We start from the raw sequence: 18539 nt of genomic DNA, 5'->3' as shown, positions 1-18539 counted from the left end.
TAGCATTTAATCATAAATCAAGATCAAATGAAAAAAAATATAATAAGATACGTTCTCATATCTATGTTTTCCGGAGCCATCCTTACCGCGTGTAATGATGATTTCCTGAATACGCAGCCTCTGGATAAAGCCACGGGAGAATTGGTTTGGAGTGACGCCGCTCTAGCCGAGTCGTTTGTAACCGATCTTTACAATGGTTTAAACGCTGGGATGTTGGATCAGCAAAACATGGAAACCATTACGGATAATGCGTTGTACAATTTCGGCAAGCAGGATATTATGGAAGCCAACGTGAGTCCGGCTAATGTGGGTTGGGTAAGTGGTAACTACGAGTGGAGTGCCATGTACCGCCGCATCCGGGCAGCCAATATTGCCTTGCAGAACCTGGCCTCTCCTAAGTTCGATAATGCTGGTACTGTGTCTGCGGATAGATTAAAAGGCGAAGCCTACTTTATGCGGGCTTACTATTATAACCAAATGCTGCGGTGGTACGGAGCAATTCCTATTGTAAAAAAGCCTTATGACCTAAATAACCCAGACTTTACTATTGCCCGGAATACTTACGAAGAATGTGTAGATTTTATTGTTAGTGATCTCGACTCGGCAGCCTTATTACTGCAAGGTAAAACGTTAGCTGCAGGCCGGGCTACTCAAGGTGCCGCTCTGGCCCTGAAAGCGCGGGTACTAACCTACGCGGCTAGTGATTTGCACGATATTCCTACCGCCAGCGCTAAATCGCCGGTTATAGCGGGTGCACCTAACAAAGAGCAATTGGGATATATTAGCGGCGACCAGACAGCCCGTTGGCAGAAAGCCCGGGATGCGGCTAAAGCAGTAATGGATTTAAATATCTACGGGTATAAATTAGATGAATCCCTGAATGCTCCCGTAACACCAGAAGAAGGACAGCAGAATTACATAAACATGTATTTGTCCCGCGGGGGCGGAGAGAGAGAAGCCATATTTTCACGGTACTTTCTTAACACCAAAGATGAGTGGGGCGCTTGGTATCCACGCAACAATATGCCGAACGGTTATCATGGCTGGACTTCCAGTGAGCCTACCCAAAACCTGGTAGATGATTATGAAATGATGGATGGCACCAAGTTCGACTGGAAAAAACCAGAACATGCGGCTGCTCCTTACCAGAACCGCGATCCCCGTTTTTATGCCACTGTTTTGTATGATGGTGCACAATGGAAGCCTCGTACCTCCGATGGTAAAGGCATAGATCCTTATGGTCAGATTCAGATGGGAACGTACCAGATAGGCAGTGCCAGCAATCCTACCACCTACTTTGGTTTAGATACCCGGAATAGTTCTATTGAAAACTGGAACGGAACCAGGACTGGTTATGCTATTCGCAAATTCATAAACATCGATCCAGGTATTGAAGACCAGAACACCCGGCAAGAAGTGCCTTCGCCGCAAATCAGGTTTACCGAAGTAGTATTTAATTATATCGAAGCTTCTTTAGAATTAGGAGATGAAGCCGAAGCTTTAAAATGGTTAAATCGAATCCGTTTCCGGGTAGGTATGCCAGCGGTTAACGAATCCGGAGCTGCTTTGGTGGAGCGTTACCGCAATGAGCGTAATGTAGAAATGACGTTTGAAGAGCAACGATTCTATGACACCCGCCGCTGGATGATTGCTCCGGATGTCTTGGGTGAGAAGGTTAAAATTGTCAAGATTACCGGTACTTTAAAGCCGGGTAAAACCGTGCAGGTTTATAAATACGATCCGGAAAATTATACCTATACCTACACCGTACAGGATATCGACCCAGGCGTAGAAAACCGTCGTTGGGATGATAAAATGTACTTTATGCCTATTCACCGCGACGAAATGAACCGGAATAATAAACTGGTTCAGAACCCAGGTTACCAATAAGAATAACTTACTCGCGCATTAAAAATCTATGCCGGTTATTTTTGTACCGGCATAGATTTTTTTATTTTTAGTAAATCTTAATTGTATTACCACCTTGTTACTAATCAGATTAAAGTATTATTTCCTATTAATTGGGGGGATAACCGTTATTTTTTCCGCCTGTCAGAAAAAAGCTCCTATCATCGAAGAAAGTACGCCTGTTAGCTCTTCTGAACCTACTCTTTTTACCTTGCTCGCTCCCGAAAAAACGGGAGTAACTTTTGCAAATACCTTAACCGAAGCCTTAAATACAAACGTGCTCATGTACGAGTATTTTTACAATGGCGGCGGCGTAGCGGTAGGCGATGTGAACAACGATGGCTTGCAGGATTTATACTTTACGGCGAATATGGCACCCAACCGGCTGTACCTGAATAAAGGGAATATGCAGTTTATAGATGTTACCGATGCGGCCGGGGTAATTGGCCGGCCCGGCCCTTGGAAGACCGGCGTAACCATGGCCGATGTAAACGGCGATGGTCTATTAGATATATTTGTGAGTTATTCCGGTAATGTTCGACCAGAAAAACGCATTCCTCAGCTGTTTATTAATCAAGGGAACGATGCTAGCGGTATGGTTCATTTTACGGATCAGACGGCTCAGTATGGCTTTACGCAACCTACTTACAGCACCAACGCTTCTTTTTTTGACTACGACCGCGATGGCGATTTAGATGCATTTTTACTAAATCATTGCCCCACGCAGTTACCCGCTCTAGACGAAGCCTTAACGGCCGAAATGCAAAGCAAAGAAGACCCGCAAAGCGGCGTACGCTTATTCCGCAACGATAACAATTTTTTTAAAGATGTTACTCTAAAAGCTGGTCTGCAAAGCACCGTATTAACTTATGGCTTAGGCGTAGGTATTTCCGATTTAAATACTGATGGCTGGCCCGACTTGTATATTTCCAACGATTATGCTATTCCGGATTACCTGTACATAAATAATCATAACGGTACTTTCACGAACAAGCTACCTGGCAGCATGGGGCATACCTCGCAATTTTCGATGGGCAACGAAGTAGCCGATATTAACAACGATGCCTTACCCGATGTTTTTACTTTGGATATGCTGCCCGAAGATAACCAGCGGCAAAAGCTTTTATTTGCCCCGGATAATTACGAAAAATTTGACTTGAATTTACGCTCCGGTTTTTACTACCAGTACATGCGCAACATGCTGCAACTCAACAACGGCGATGGTACTTTTAGCGAAGTAGGTCAATTAGCCGGAATCTCGAATACCGATTGGAGTTGGGCACCATTATTAGCCGATTACAACAACGATGGCTGGAAAGATTTATACGTAACCAACGGCTACGTACGTGATTTTACCAATATGGACTTTATGAAATACATGAGTGATTTTATGAAGCAACACGAAGGTAAACTTATGCGCGACGATGTTTTAAAGTTGGTGTACCAGATGCCGGCTTCTAACGTGACGAACTATGCTTTCCAGAATATGGGCAATGCTAATTTTAGGGACCAAAGTGCGGCTTGGGGCTTAAAGCAAGTTTCTAACAGTAACGGGGCGGCCTATGCCGATCTGGATAATGATGGGGATTTAGACTTAATTGTGAATAATATTAACCAATCGGCATCTATTTACCAAAATCAGGCTAACGCACAACTTAAAAATCAATACCTGCAAGTTAAGCTGCAGGGAACTGGCAAAAATACGCAGGGTTTGGGCGCTCGGGTTACTCTTTACGCGAATAACCAGAAGCAATACTTAGAACAAATGCCAACCCGGGGCTTTCAATCGAGTGTTTCGCCGGTTTTGCATTTTGGTTTAGGTACAACTACAGTGGTAGATTCACTAAAAATAAACTGGCCTACTGGGAATCAACAAGTTTTGCGGCAGGTAAAAGCCAATCAATTACTTACTTTAAAGGAACAAGATGCCGGTAAATCAAAATTTACCGCTAAGAAAGAAAGTCCTGTTTTTTCGGAAGTTAAACCGCCGGTAACTTTTGCGCACCAAAAACAAAACATCAACGACTTTAAACGGCAGCCTTTATTAGTAAATCCCTTATCGTTTGCCGGGCCTTGCCTGGTTAAAGGCGACGTAAACAACGATGGACTGGATGATGTGTATGCCGGGGGAAGTGCGGGCCAGGCCGGCGTTCTATACCTGCAGCAAAAAGGCGGTAAATTTATCCAGAAAACAAATGCTGCTTTTGCTGCGGATAAAAACAGCGAAGATGTAGATGCTTTATTTTTTGATGCTAACGGAGATTCTAAACTGGATTTGTACGTGGGCAGCGGCGGTTACGGTAATTTCATGCCCGAAGATCCCCTGCTCCAGGACCGAGTTTATTTAGGCGATGGACAAGGTAATTTTACTAAAAGTGCCGATGCCTTGCCGCCAATGCTGACGAGTACAAGTTGTGTACGCGCTACCGATATAAACCGCGATGGCCATTTAGATTTATTTGTGGGAGGGCGGATAATTCCGGGGCGCTATCCGGAGGCTCCGCGGAGTTATATTTTACTAAATAATGGCCAAGGTAAGTTTACCGATCAAACGGCTACTATAGCGCCAGCACTGCAAAAGACAGGAATGGTAACCGATGCGGCCTGGCAGGATTTAAACAACGATAAGATACCTGAATTACTGGTAATTGGCGAATGGATGCCAGTAGCTGTTTTTAGTAATAACAATGGCAAATTACAGGAAACAACCAAAACGTATTTTAACAAAGAATACCGCGGCTGGTGGAATAAAATTTACGTGAATGATTTTAACCACGACAACAAACCCGATATAATTCTGGGAAATGCCGGTCTCAATTCGCAGTGCAAAGCATCAGATAAACAACCCGCCGATTTATTTTATAAAGATTTTGACGATAATGGTTCCGTTGACCCTATTTTATGTTTCTACATGCAAGGTAAAAGTTATCCGTACGTGAGCCGCGACGAGTTACTGGAGCAAATGAGCATCATGCGGACCCGTTTTCCGGATTATAAAAGTTATGCTAATACTACCTTAAAAGATATTTTTAAGCCCGAAGAATTACAAGGAGCACAACGTTTATCGGCTAATTATTTATCAACGGCTTATTTTCAGATGAATAATGCAGGAAAATTTATAGAGAAAGCTTTACCGGTTCAAGCGCAGTTTTCGCCGGTTTATGCCGTTACGGCTCTGGATTATAACCAGGATGGCAACTTAGATTTACTTTTAGGAGGTAATAGCAACCAAGCCCGTTTACGTTTTGGCAAAGCCGACGCCAATTACGGGATCCTATTACAAGGCAACCGCCAGGGCGAATTTATTTATGTGCCTCAGTTGCAATCGGGTTTGCAGGTAAAAGGTGATGTAAGATGCATTCTAAATTTAAATAAGATTATTTTATTTGGCCGGAATCAACAACCCGTGGTAGCTTATAAAAAGGCAAGCTTTAAATAAAATAAGAGGCAATAGCTTATTGTTATTAATCACGCTACTTAAAACAAAAGGCCGGAAGTAAGTATTCCGGCCTTTTGTTTTACAGTTATACCAAAATAAATTTGTTAAACTGTGTTTAATACCAAATCGTATCAAAAAGCTATCCTATATTTTGCTTGTTAGTAAACGTTTTCTGTGGAGCCTTTTAAAACCACTAGTTTGCGGTGCTGATGCGGTAGAACGGCCATGAGGCAAACTCAGCCCTATTTAATAAGATGGAACCTGTAAATGGAGGCTGGAACAGGCTCTAAAGAACAACATTAAAGTCTGCTATAGCAACTACTTTTTACTATTGGGTATAAGTTACTATCAACACCACTTACATTTTACTAATGGGTTTACCGCTGCCGCCTTGGAGCTGGTTGTAAAAGACAGATTGTGTTAGTTTGAAAACAGTTTTAGCACCCCGATTAAAACCTGTAAAATTTAACAGAATAAAATACTTATAACCGTAATAATACTATTTGAGTGTTTTACCCGGAATGTATTTTACGTGTTAATTTAGGTAGAAAATAAAAATCTTTATCTGTTTAATTCGTTCTAAAACGGCTAGTAAAGCAGCTTGCAAGAGGAGCGTGGCTTGGCGTTATTTTTGCAATGCAACCATTTAAGCCGATAAGAGGTCTTAGGAAAAAGTTCTTGAATTAATTAAAAGAAGAAATTCATGCGTTGGCTATTAAATATTGTATTTGTAGTATTATTACTTATCACGGCGGCTTTTACGGCTCGGTACATCAAGGACGAAGCGTTACCATCGGGTAAGGAAGCAAGGTGGCAAGTTGCTACTACTGAAGTCAGAACCAGGTAAATTTATAAAAACAAAAAGCGGGCTTAAAGGCCCGCTTTTTGTTTCCGGAGGTTCGTCAACATATCCTGGGTCATGCGGGGCAAATCATAATCAGGTTGCCAATTCCAATCTTTTTGGGCGGCAGAATCGTCAATAGATTCAGGCCAGGAAGCGGCAATTTGCTGGCGGTAATCGGGCTTATACATAATTTTAAAATCCGGAATATGTTCTTGAATAGAAGTGGCAATTTCGGCGGGTGAAAAGCTCATTGCCGTTAAATTATACGACGACCGTATTTTTATATTTTCGGCGGGCGCATGCATCAACTCCAGGGTGGCTTTTAAAGCATCGGGCATGTACATCATGGGCAAATAAGTATGTTCCGCCAGATAACATTCAAACGGAACTTCTTCTACTGCTTTATAGTAAATATCTACTGCATAATCGGTAGTGCCTCCGCCCGGTAGTGCTTTGTAACTAATTAAACCCGGATAGCGCAAACTTCTTATGTCTAACTTATAGCGGGTAGCATAGTATTCGCAGAACCGTTCGCCGGTTAGTTTACTAATGCCATACACGGTATTGGGGTCTGTAATGGTGTGTTGCGGCGTGTGGTGGCGGGGAGTATTCGGGCCGAAAACCGCAATAGAGCTGGGCCAGTATACTTTCGCAATTCCTTTTTCTAAAGTCAGGTCCAGAATATTTTCTAAACCTTTCATGTTAACCTTCCAGGTAAACTTGGGCCGTTTTTCGCCGGTAGCCGATAAGACAGCCGCTAAGTGGTAAATTTGCGTAAATTCATGCTTATAAGCCAGGTCAGCTAAATGATGACGATCCAGCACATCCAGAATTTCAAATGGACCTGATTCAACTAATTCGTTTTGTCTAGGTAGAGAAATATCGGCCGCAACTACCTGGGCATCGCCGTAAATCTTCCGTAATTCTAAGGTGAGTTCGGAGCCTAATTGGCCGCAAGCACCAATAACTAAAATCTTCTCTTTAGTGGGGATCATGTTACGTTTTTGAATCAAGAAGCCTTGGGTTAAGAAAACTGCTGACCACAGCCGCGTTCAAAGTTAGTTCTGATTTAATATCTTTGCAAAGAGTACGATTTTTACTCAAAATAATGTGCAAGCCGGATTTAACCGGTAACGCCATTCAATCGTTAAAGAAAATTTACTTTTTTTATACCTATTACCAAAGCGTATGACTTTTGAGGATGATCTGACCAAACGCCGTATTAACGTAGCCGCATTTGCCGCCGGCGATCCGGAAAGATATGCAGCCTGGCGAACGCTATACGAGCAGGTTCACCCGAATACGTTTTATACAGCGGTAAAAATGATTATTAACGATGTGCGCCGCCAGTTTTGGTTAGAAGAAGTGCCCAAACCAGCAACGGTTACAATTACTGCTACTGCAAAACCAGTTATGCGGCGTGCTACTGGAACGGTTCCTAACACTGCCTCTGCCATACCGGATGAGCCTTCGCCCTCCGTGGATCGTACCCCGGAACTAGCGCCTGCCCCGCGGGGCCGGGCAGTTATACGCCGGCCACCTGTAACGGAGTCAGCTGTACCCGAAGAAAAAGAACAGCCTCAGGAAAAGCCATTGCCTACCGAAAGCCAGGTAAATACGCCGGAAGCACTAAAACCAGGCCGGGCCCGACCTGTATTTAAACGGCCAGTTGCGGAAACGCCTGCCAGTTCTAGCGCCGAATCGGAATCAAATAACCAGCCACCTACTGCTCCCGAAGAAAGTATTACTGCCGCAGAAGCCGCTAAACCACCGCGGCCCCGTCCCGTTTTTCGAAAGCCTGCTACTCCTACTCAAACACCAGAAGCGGAAACGAAGAACGAAGCTTCCTCTGATGGCAATGCTATGTCCTTGCCGGTGCACAGTAACCCGGACCCGGATGCTACGCCTAAACCGCCCCGACCACGGCCTGTATTTAAGCGACCAACTCCAGCAACGGTTCCCGATGAAACAGAAATAACAACTCCAATGCCGGAAACCCAAGTTTTAGCGGATAATCTGGCAGATAATCAGGTAATTGTAGCAGAAGAAAAATCAGATGATGTAATTCCCGAGGCTACTAAGCCACCATGGCCACGGCCAATATTTAAACGACCAGCCACTGCTACTTCAGGAGATATAAATAAAGAGGAAGTTTCTTCACCGGCGGCTATACCAGAAAACAGACCGGTCGATTCAGCAACGGAAAAGCCAATTGAAATAACTCCTGAACCGGTAAAACCGCCAAGGCCACGACCTATATTTAAGCGTCCAGGTGCGGCAAGTCCAGAGCAAAATGCAGCGGAAGCTACTCCTGAACCAACCGCAGAAAACAATCCGGAACTAATGCCGGAACCGGAAAAGCCTAAGTTCCCCCGGCCCAGGCCAATAATAGAACGCCCGACAACTTCTACTAAATCTTCGGAGACAGAATCCTTAACGGAGAAGGTGCCTGATACCCTGAATACGGAGCAGGAAATTAATAATTTAGAAAATAAAGGCCAGCAACAGCCGGTAAATGAGTCTGATTCTGCTGCTATAATCCCGGCTCCAGAGTCAACAGAGGTACCAATAGTTTCGAAACCTCCCCGGCCACGCCCTATTTTTAAGCGGCCTGCTCCGTCGGGGCCATCTACGGAAACTCCTCTTGGTAAACCCGAAACAGAATAGCGAATTACCTGTTGCTTATACATATTTTAAAACCAAGAACAAGCAAAGTGCTATGTACGAAACGTTAAAGCCTGACCTGGAAAAACAACTCACGGAAATAGAAGAAGCCGGTTTATATAAAAAAGAACGCATTATCACTACTCCGCAGGGAGCGGCTATCGAAACTTCGGAGGGGAAAGAAGTACTAAATTTTTGCGCGAATAATTACCTGGGCTTATCGTCGCATCCGGCGGTGATTGAAGCGGCTAAGCGCACCATTGATACGCACGGTTACGGTTTATCGTCGGTACGTTTTATTTGCGGCACCCAGGATATTCACAAAGAACTGGAACGTAAACTAGCCGAGTTTTTAGGTACCGAAGATACTATTTTATACGCCGCTGCTTTCGATGCCAATGGGGGCGTTTTTGAACCGCTTTTCGGCGAAGATTCTGCAATTATTTCTGATGCTTTAAACCATGCTTCTATTATTGATGGGGTGCGTTTGTGTAAGGCGCAACGTTTGCGGTATAACCATAACGACATGGCTGATCTGGAAGCAAAATTGCAAGAAGCACAATCTGCCAAACACTGTATTATTGTAACCGATGGTTCTTTTTCCATGGATGGTACGATTGCCCAACTTGATAAAATCTGCGACCTGGCTGATCAGTATAAAGCTCTGGTAATGGTAGATGAAAGCCACTCTTCAGGGTTTATTGGTAAAACCGGCCGCGGAACGCACGAGTACCGCAACGTGATGGGGCGGATTGATATTATTACCGGTACTTTAGGAAAAGCTTTGGGCGGAGCTATGGGAGGATTTACCTCGGGCCGGAAAGAAATTATTCAGATGCTGCGCCAACGTTCGCGCCCTTATTTGTTTTCTAATTCCCTTATGCCGGCTATTGTAGGTGCTTCTATTGCTGTGCTCGATATGCTTTCCGAAACTACCGAGTTGCGTGATAAACTGGAATGGAATACCCAATACTTCCGCGAAAAAATGACGGCCGCTGGTTTTGATATTCGCCCGGGCGAACACCCTATTGTGCCTATTATGCTTTACGAAGCCAAACTAGCGCAGGAATTTGCGGTTCGTTTGCTGGATAAAGGCATTTACGTAATTGGTTTTTATTACCCGGTCGTGCCCCAGGGCAAAGCCCGGATTCGGGTCCAGTTATCGGCCTCGCACACCCAAGAACACCTGGACAAAGCTATTCAGGCTTTCACGGAAGTAGGAAAAGAACTAGGAGTGTTAAAGTAAGTTTTGGCTTAAAACAGGCATCATACCAAAAGATATTCTTATTGAAGAACGGCTTTTGATGTTAACATTTAATACCTGTAATATCTTACTTTTATTCCTGACTAATATTTACTTATCAATAATTTATACTTTCTATTTTAATCAGACTTTGGTTTATAAAATTAAACAGAAAATATATTGAAATAAGTAAAGTATATAAGAATAAAAGCTTACTTTGCTTACCAACATTCGTCTAACTTTAGCAGTGCAATACCATTGATGAATAAACTGCATCGTTTTTTTAACAAACCTTAGTACCTGAATTCTACTAACTAATCTAAGAGTCCGTTGAGGCATTTATTTGCTTTACCAAGTACCAGTTAAGCCTTGCTTACGGCCAGTAGTACTTTTCATTTTATTTGGTTACACTTTTCTATTTAGAGTAAATATTCACTTAAATAATAAAGCTATGCACCATAAAATTACCTGCCTCTTTTTACTAATTCTGCTAATAAGTACTACTGGTTGCGAAGAGTTTTACGACATTGTAGACGAACTCAAACCCAAACCGCCCAAGTCCAAAGCTTTTGCCACTGGTTTAACTGCTCCTTTAGGAGTAGAGAGCGATGCCCTGGGACAATTGTGGGTAACGGAAGCGGGCACCGGCCAAACGAATGATGGGCAGCTTTCTTTTATTACCCCCCAGGGAGAAGTGTATCCGGTAGTACAAGGCTTTACGTCTGAGGCTAGTCCCGAAGGTGCCATTTTTGGCCTGAATCACCTTCTGTTAAAAGATAACGTTTTGTACATGCTTCATGGGGTAGAAGGCAAACTTTACAAATTAAATATTTCGGCTTATCAGCCCGGAGATAAACCCAGGAAAGCGGCCGACCTGGAGGTGGAAGATATTGGCAGTTTTGTTAAAGATTATTTTAAAACCGAAGAAACCGATATTTTTAACCTTACCGTTGGGCCAGAAGGGGATATATATATTGTGGATGCGGCAGCTAATGCCGTTATCCGCCGAGATGCTAAATCGGGCAAATTAAGTGTATTTGCCACTATTCCGCCCATTGAGATTCCGGATGGCGAAGACCTGCAAGCTGTACCTACCGGAATTGTCTTCGACGGCGAAAAATTCTTGGTGTGTACTTTTACGGGTTATCCGTATCCAGCTAAAAAAGCTACTATCTATCAAATTGATTTGGCCGGGAATACTACGGTTTATCAATCTGGGTTATCTATATTAACCGACATTGAGCTAGGCGTTGATCAGAAACCGGTAGTACTAGAATATGGTACCTGGACCGGAGAATCATTTATTCCTAACTCTGGCCGAATGGTGTTTTCTACTCCCAACAAAAATATACCTTTACTAAGTAAACTTAATTTTCCGAATTCAATTGAAAGATTTGGCTCTAAAACTTTCTTTATCGCTCAAACCTTCGATGGGGAAATTAAAAAAGTTACTTTTTAACCAGGAGGCAAAATTGTATTAATTAGATGAGTGAAATAAACCCATTTCAATTAATACCATCAAAAAAGCCACTTCTGATCAGAAGTGGCTTTTTTGATGGTATTAACTATAAAATATTTATTCTTTAATCTCCACAGTAGAGCTAGAATTTTCTTTTTTTACTTCTGCCAGTTCGGTTTTTACAACCGTATCCATATACCTTGCGCGGTTTTTAGGTAAGATGGGTGCACCACCCAAACCAACTCCCAACGAAGCCAATATAATCAGGCAAATAATGCCCGTTAGCTTAAGTGCTTTTTGCCATTTCTTCATCATTTTAAGAGATAATGTATAGAAGGTTGCGGAGAACGCAACTAGTAAGTTTTAGTAAAATAAAAGTGCCCTGCCAGAAGCAGGCAGGAAAATAAATTAACTAAAGCGGGCGAGCAGAGGATCTTCTTTTAAAGGAGCAGGAATGGTTTTTCCTGGAAAAGTTATTATGAAAGTTTTGAAGGAATTGTACAGGCAGTAAGTACAAGCCAGCTTGACTTGGTTAAGCTGATTATGCCGAAAAATTGTTTGATTTAACTTAAATAAGTTGAGGCAATGATAGGAGGAACGCTTCTTATGGCCGAGTTGGGAGGCCCTTTTTAATGATATGGACTTTTGGCCGGATGAGTAAACCGGAACAACAAACCCAGTTAGTTTAAAAGGCGGCTGCTGACTTGAAAAATTAAGATTCCCGTCTGAAAAGCTAATCAGGTTAAAAAACAAAGTTAGCGTTAAAAGCCACCTGGTGAACTTCTGTTGGTAATTAGGAAAGTGGCCGACAGACATAATAAGAGTATAAGTACTATTATAATTGAACCAAAAATAACGAATCAATTAGAATAGTTTAGCTATATAATTGATTTTAAGTTAATAATGTGGGCTATCTTCTCTTGCAATCTGAATGATAAAAGAAAATTATCATGAGAGGTGCATAAATTAGACGATAAATTATTTTTCTACTTTTTTAATTGCTCATCTATTAAAGCGGCCTCAAAAATATAAGCTTTCAAAATGTCAACATTAATATCAGGGATACTCGTGAAATCTTTACAGTAAACCTGTTTACGATTACCTTGGTTCAAGTAGTTTATTTCGTCTTGCAGTAAGTTGCCTTTGGTAAACCCAAACCTTACTCCTGATAAGTTACCTGCTTGCCCCATTTTACGGAGGCAGGCCAGATAAAACAAATACTCTTGTTTACCCAATAATAAGGCACATTATAAGCAAGCTTCTCGGTGCAGTTAGGTAAGCAGTAAAAAACAAGTCGGCGTAAGAATTCTACTATTTGTAATTCGTCTTCGGGTAGATATGCCAGAAAATCATCCACGCTTTGGAAAGCAACATCCTGAAACTTGTTCTTGGCCATTATTGTATTTACATTATACTTTTGGATTAATTTTGCTATTGAAATTAAAATTAAAAGTAATAGATAATTGCTTGTAACTTAACTAATTTCAATCAGAGCATTCCGGAATACCGCGTATTTCTGAACCGCTGCGGCTAATAATTCTTTATCTAACTTAACAGTAGAATCGAATAGCGAAAGGTGTAGCTTTATTTTACTTTTTTCCGGGCTGGTTTGCCAAAGACCAACTACTTTGCCGTTTACCACAATTATTGGTTTAAATATGCCGTTCCCGGTAATAGTTTCTTTAAAATGGGCAGGTAAAAGCGATGCCGTTCTGTTTTTATAACTTATCATAAATTCGTCGAAAGCCGGTAGTAAATGCAAACTCGCCGGGTTGTATGTTTCCGGGGTAGCTTCATCGGCTAGCCAATACGTTAGGTCTTCTATCGTTTCGGAAATAAGATTCGTTTTAACTTGATTTAGGCCAAGGCGGGCATCGGTTAACGTTAAGCCACTCCACCAGGTAAAATCCTGAATAGTAGCGGGTCCGTGACTGGTAAAATAACGCATAGCTAATTCGGCTAAAGCTTCGTGGCGGGTAAAATTTTTAGTACAGGGCGGTACTTTTTCGTCGAGTAAGGCGTAGGTAAATTGCTTATTTTGTTTAACGCCGTTGCAAACAACACCATCTAATTCCGCTTGAAACATAATATGGCCCGCCCGCAAACCATTAGTTAAAATACCTGCTTGGTTAATAGTAGCCATTATTTCCTGGCGGGAAAGGTGGTTTCCACCTTCCAAAGATTTAAACAAAATCTGGTAGATTTTAGAAAACACTTGCTCATCTAGCTCTAGTTGCCGGTTCATAGAAGCGGCGATTCTTTTTAAATGCGGTGCGGTTAATTGGAGCATCCACCGGATATCGCTGGCAGCTACAAAATGCCAGGTTGGGCGCATAATATGGGTCCGGATAATATTGCTCTGGTTAAGGGCATCTTCTATTACGGCATCGGTGCCATTAGGCAAACGCAAGGCCATAGCCCATTTTGCCATGGCGTAATCCTGAGCCTGTATGGCACCTAACCAGCGAATTAAATCAAGTGGAGTGCTAAATCTATTTTTCTCGATTTGTTGATTAAAAAGCCGATGCAGCGCGATATCCATTATAGCCATTTAGAAATTAGTAACTGCTTAAGATGAAACCTATTAATTTTGAATGCGAACCTATGGTATTGATTGAGAAATGGAGTAGTTAATTTTTTATTTCTCTTGTTGTTAAATTAAGCAGGCAATTCTTCCATTAACTTTCATTCAAAATCTAATTATTTGAAGTAATATTTTCCACTATTTTTTGCAAAGTAGCTAAAGTTTGTTCGTATTGTTGCTCGGTAATACCTGCCATTGCCTTTAGCCGGAATATTTTTTGTTGCTCCTGGCAAGTAGCGTGTAAGGCTATTCCTTTATTTGTAAGGGCAAGGTCATCCTTGTTTTCAATCAGTAATAAATCATTTTTTAACTCAGCCAGAGTTTTGGTTACAGTTTCTGGATCGGCGAAGGGCTGTAATAGGGTTATTAAGGCCAAAAAGTTGATTTGTTCTTTTTCCTGAATGCTATGTAAAATTTGCCATTTCAGTCTGGTTATTCCTAAAGTGGCATGTAGCGCATTAATTTCTTGGGTAAGTAAAGTGTCAACTTGTTTTATCCAGTATCCAATGGGGAGAGCTTTTGCCTGCATTTTACGGTGTTGTTTTACTCGATTTATCTATTTTTCCGAAATTAATTTTATTGCAAGAAAACAATTGTTTAAAAGCTAAATTTTTACTCTATTCTTTCTCTTTTTAATACTTTTTCAGTGTGTCGCCGCACACACTGAAATTTTTACAGGACTATTCTTTGCTGGATTTGGCAAAGGTTGGATATATTAAGTTAAGCCGGTAAATTGGTTATATTTTTCAACGGAATTATATAAACAATTAGGTGTCCAGATTTTAGGTTTAGAAGGTGCGTAACTTATGGCTTTGGGTTACAACATAGTGTTTTCAACCAATAATTAATATTTTTGCCATTCGACTTTTTAATCTTACGATTAAAATTTCATTTTAAAATATTATAAGTTATTAATGCTAAAAACCAAATTAACCATAAACTGCATGTAACACAAACCAATCAAAATACTCTTCTCGTTACGTGGCAAAAGGCCATTGTCTTCTTACCAGTTAGTTCGGTAGTTTCCTTCTACTTTAGTAGCCTGGTTCTTCCGGCTGTCTGTTTTTCTCCCCGTTCAGGTTTTAATTCCTAACCTGCTGTTCTTGTGCGGCATTTATCAGTACAGGGCCGCTACTGTAAGTATATTTCTAAACCAGGAAAAGAAAATAACATGAAAATTAATTTACCCGTTAAGGTCCGAAACTACCATGGGGTACACACATTACTACCATCCGTTGGGACCATTTTGAAATTTACGTGTTTCCTCTTTGTTTTTTTGAGTACCCTTACCATTTCCTTTGCCCAAACAACTGTTTCCGGTAAAATATCCGATGAAAAAGGCGAGGGAGTTCCAGGGGCTACTGTTTTAGTGAAAGGCACTACCAACGGTGCTACTACCGATCCTAACGGCAGTTTCACGCTGAATGCTCCTAATGGCAACGGTGTTTTAGTGGTGTCTTTTATTGGATATCAAACTAGAGAAGTGCCTATTAACAACCAGTCTACTATAAATGTAACCTTAGCTCCCGATACCAAAGCTTTAGACGAAGTGGTGGTAATTGGATACGGTACCCAACGTAAATCCGATTTAACCGGAGCGGTTGCAGCCGTAAAAGCTGAGCAATTGCAGGAACGTCCCGCGCCGTCGCTGAACCAAGCCTTAGCTGGCCGTATGGCAGGTGTGCAGGTAAACAATAACTCGGGTCGTCCGGGTGGTCGTACTACCGTGCGGGTGCGGGGCTTTAGCTCTATTAACTCCTCTAACAACCCATTATACGTGGTAGATGGAGTAATGCTGCCCCAAGGTAATCAAGCCCAGTTCAGTAACGCTATTGACTATATCAACCCCAACGACATTGTATCGGTGGAAGTGTTGAAAGATGCTTCGTCAACGGCTATTTACGGTGCTCGCGGCGCGAATGGGGTAATTTTAGTAACTACCAAGCGTGGTAAGGCTGGCGAAGGTCAAGTTACTTATAACGCAGATTTTAGCGTGAACACCATTGGGCCAAATCGTCCGGAAGTTTTAAACGCCCGTGAATATTTAGCTACCGAAGATTTAGCTTATGCCAACATCGCTAAATACGATCCGGCTGGTTGGGCTCAAGGTAAATACGCCAATTTAGATCCAGTAAAGAGAAGACAAGATTTTAGTAAACAGTTTCCGGGCGTTTTCGACGCAAACCTGCAGCCGTTGCACGATACCGACTGGATGAAAGAAATTACCCAGAATAAAATTTCGCAGAACCACCAATTAGGTTTTAGTGGCGGAAACGAGCGTACTACTTATTCTTTCTCTTTAGGTTACCGCGACGATGAAGGCTTAGTAAAAACGTCGTACATGAAGCGCTACTCCGGCCGTTTTAGCATCGACGATCAAGTAAAAAAATGGTTAAAAGTGGGCGGTACGCTGAGTTACAACAACCAGACTGAAAACTTAGTGGATATTAACGATGCGGTAGCTCGCCAAATGGTAGAAGACTTCCCTTTCTTACCTGTGAGATACCAGGATGGCACTTACGCCAATAACCGGGATTATCCTCAGGCAGAAGGCACCATGAGTTCGTATCACCGCTTAATGGGACGCCGGTATATTTTGAACTCACAAACCACTAACGGTAACGTGTATTCCAATATTACCTTCTTCCCCGGTTTAGAAATGCGGACCGTATTAGGAGCTAATATCCTGACGCAGGAAACGAACGAGTCTAGCACCCGGACCTTATCTATTGCGGACCAAGGTTTCGCCCGGGCCTACAACCGGAAAGAAAGCTTCTGGTCTTTGGAGAATTACTTAACTTATAATAAAAAGTTTGCCGAGATTCACTCAATTACCGCATTAGCTGGTATTTCCTGGCAGGAAACTAACTTTTTTGATATGGACGCGCGGATCCGAGGTTTTGCTACGGATTATTTTGGATTTAATAACTTAGATGCGGGTTCTCTTCGGCCAGAAGTATTCTCGGAAGCTAACCGGTTTGCCTTTAGCTCTTACTTTGGCCGGATTAACTACAGCTTAATGGATAAGTATTTGCTTACGGTAACTGGCCGGGCCGATGGATCTTCTAAATTCGGAGCTAACAATAAATTTTCTTTCTTCCCTTCTGCTGCTTTAGCCTGGCGGGTATCGGAAGAAGAATTCCTGAAGAGTAATCCGTTTATTTCTAATTTAAAGGTACGGACCAGCTTTGGTTTAACGGGTAACTCCGAAATTCCACCTTATCAATCTATTGATATTTTAAGTTCTACTTACGCTTATATATTTGGCGATACCCGGGTTGGTGGTACAGGCCTTAGCCGCTTGGCTAACCCAGATTTACGTTGGGAAAAAACCGCCCAGTACGATGCCGGGGTAGAATTAGGGTTATTACAAAACCGGATTAGTTTGGAAGCGGATTTTTATTACCGCAAAACTACTGACATGTTATTAGATGCTCCGGCGCCTCGTACCAGCGGTTACGGCTCTATCCGGCAGAACGTAGGTTCTATGGAAAACAAAGGGATTGAATTAACTTTGAATACCGTGAACGTTAATTCCGGAGATTTCTCTTGGAATACTACATTTAACATTTCCATGAACCGGAACAAAGTACTTACCCTGGCTACACCAGCGGATATTTTTGGGGTAGGTGGTCCGAACTTTACCAATCAAACCAGCATTATCCGGATTGGCGAACCGGTTGGTTCTTTCTGGGGTTTGAATCGTTTAGGTGTTTGGAGTGAAGCTGAAAAAGACGAAGCCGCTAAATTCCGCAGCTACCGCAATGGTTTAACCATTTTACCGGGCGATATTAAATACCAGGATGTAAACGGTGACTACGCCATTACCGATGCTGACCGGATGATTATTGGTAACGGTACTCCAAAAGCCTGGGGCGCTTTTGTTAACACTTTCAAGTATAAAAACCTTGACTTAACTGTTGAGTTACAGTATAACTACGGTAACGATATCCTGGACCTGACTTTGCACCCAAGCGAAGACCGCCAAGCAATTGCTAACAGCTACAAAACCGTATTAGATGCTTGGACTCCTCAGAATCAGAACACACCGATTGCTGAAATCCGGGATACCCGGGCTGGTTACGTTACCAACGTAGATTCACGCTGGGTAAAAGACGGATCTTTCCTCCGGGGTCGTAATATTTTATTAGGCTATAATGTTCCAGCCGCAGTGGCAAGCAAAATCCGGTTAAACCGTTTACGGGTTTACGGTTCTGTACAGAACGCCTTCCTGATTGTTGATAAAGAAGTTATCGGTGATCCGGAAGCTACTCCTACTAACCAAGGCGATGGCAGCAGTGCCTTCTCGCAAGGCATCATCTGGCACGGTTATCCAAAGCCGCGCACCTTTATGCTGGGCATCCAGGTTACATTGTAATTCATTGATTTAAAAAGAGA

Annotated in this window: 13 protein-coding genes; 7 read left to right on the top strand and 6 right to left on the bottom strand. The window is 42.3% G+C overall.

The genetic code is table 11. From position 1 onward, the window contains the following. Positions 1-27 precede the first annotated feature (27 nt). From HUW48_RS23125 to HUW48_RS23115, 3 genes are all read left to right on the top strand, one after another. On the top strand, positions 28-1890 hold the full coding sequence (locus tag HUW48_RS23125) for a RagB/SusD family nutrient uptake outer membrane protein (protein ID WP_182413183.1): 1863 nt from the start codon (positions 28-30) through the stop codon (positions 1888-1890). A 94-nt stretch (positions 1891-1984) separates the two neighbouring features. After that, positions 1985-5347 carry a VCBS repeat-containing protein gene (locus HUW48_RS23120; RefSeq protein ID WP_394368431.1) on the top strand — a complete coding sequence of 1121 codons (3363 nt, stop codon included), beginning with the start codon at positions 1985-1987 and terminating at the stop codon, positions 5345-5347. A gap of 703 nt (positions 5348-6050) precedes the next feature. Continuing rightward, on the top strand, positions 6051-6194 hold the full coding sequence (locus HUW48_RS23115; protein WP_182413182.1) for a hypothetical protein: 144 nt from the start codon (positions 6051-6053) through the stop codon (positions 6192-6194). A gap of 23 nt (positions 6195-6217) precedes the next feature. Here the strand turns inward: HUW48_RS23115 and HUW48_RS23110 are convergent, their stop codons facing one another. After that, the gene (locus HUW48_RS23110) at positions 6218-7186 is read right to left on the bottom strand and encodes an NAD-dependent epimerase/dehydratase family protein (protein ID WP_182413181.1); all 969 of its coding nucleotides are present in this window, start codon (positions 7184-7186) and stop codon (positions 6218-6220) included. Positions 7187-7379: 193 nt separating this feature from the next. On the opposite strand from HUW48_RS23110, the gene HUW48_RS23105 reads away from it, so the two are divergent. The 3 genes from HUW48_RS23105 (at position 7380) to HUW48_RS23095 (ending at position 11557) form a co-directional block, all read left to right on the top strand. Next, positions 7380-8858: a hypothetical protein gene (locus HUW48_RS23105; RefSeq protein ID WP_182413180.1), complete on the top strand. Its 1479-nt coding sequence runs from the start codon at positions 7380-7382 to the stop codon at positions 8856-8858. Positions 8859-8910: 52 nt separating this feature from the next. Next, positions 8911-10101, top strand: a complete 1191-nt coding sequence (gene kbl, locus HUW48_RS23100) for a glycine C-acetyltransferase (RefSeq protein ID WP_182413179.1) — start codon at positions 8911-8913, stop codon at positions 10099-10101. A 448-nt stretch (positions 10102-10549) separates the two neighbouring features. Next, on the top strand, positions 10550-11557 hold the full coding sequence (locus HUW48_RS23095; protein ID WP_182413178.1) for a ScyD/ScyE family protein: 1008 nt from the start codon (positions 10550-10552) through the stop codon (positions 11555-11557). Between the two features lie 117 nt (positions 11558-11674). On the opposite strand, the gene HUW48_RS23090 is transcribed toward HUW48_RS23095, so the two are convergent. The 5 genes from HUW48_RS23090 to HUW48_RS23075 form a co-directional block, all read right to left on the bottom strand. Further along, positions 11675-11872: a hypothetical protein gene (locus HUW48_RS23090; protein ID WP_182413177.1), complete on the bottom strand. Its 198-nt coding sequence runs from the start codon at positions 11870-11872 to the stop codon at positions 11675-11677. 671 nt (positions 11873-12543) lie between these two features. Continuing rightward, positions 12544-12747 (bottom strand): DUF1801 domain-containing protein, encoded by a 204-nt coding sequence (locus HUW48_RS27640; RefSeq protein WP_394368430.1) that lies wholly within the window; start codon positions 12745-12747, stop codon positions 12544-12546. Beyond that, a complete protein-coding gene (locus tag HUW48_RS23085; RefSeq protein WP_182413176.1) occupies positions 12717-12953 on the bottom strand; it encodes a hypothetical protein in 237 nt (78 codons plus the stop codon). Before HUW48_RS23085 ends, HUW48_RS27640 begins: the two co-directional genes overlap by 31 nt. Positions 12954-13031: 78 nt before the next feature. Continuing rightward, complete coding sequence (locus HUW48_RS23080) at positions 13032-14099, bottom strand: winged helix DNA-binding domain-containing protein (RefSeq protein ID WP_182413175.1); 1068 nt, start codon at positions 14097-14099, stop codon at positions 13032-13034. A gap of 154 nt (positions 14100-14253) precedes the next feature. Beyond that, positions 14254-14670 (bottom strand): hypothetical protein, encoded by a 417-nt coding sequence (locus HUW48_RS23075; RefSeq protein ID WP_182413174.1) that lies wholly within the window; start codon positions 14668-14670, stop codon positions 14254-14256. A 642-nt stretch (positions 14671-15312) separates the two neighbouring features. On the opposite strand from HUW48_RS23075, the gene HUW48_RS23070 reads away from it, so the two are divergent. Further along, positions 15313-18519 carry a SusC/RagA family TonB-linked outer membrane protein gene (locus HUW48_RS23070; protein WP_182413173.1) on the top strand — a complete coding sequence of 1069 codons (3207 nt, stop codon included), beginning with the start codon at positions 15313-15315 and terminating at the stop codon, positions 18517-18519. The last annotated feature ends 20 nt before the right edge of the window (positions 18520-18539 follow it).

The sequence above is a fragment of the Adhaeribacter radiodurans genome, from assembly GCF_014075995.1.
Lineage (GTDB): Bacteria > Bacteroidota > Bacteroidia > Cytophagales > Hymenobacteraceae > Adhaeribacter > Adhaeribacter radiodurans.
The sequence above is the reverse complement of the archived record's forward strand: the minus strand, read 5'-3'. Positions and strand labels throughout refer to the sequence as shown.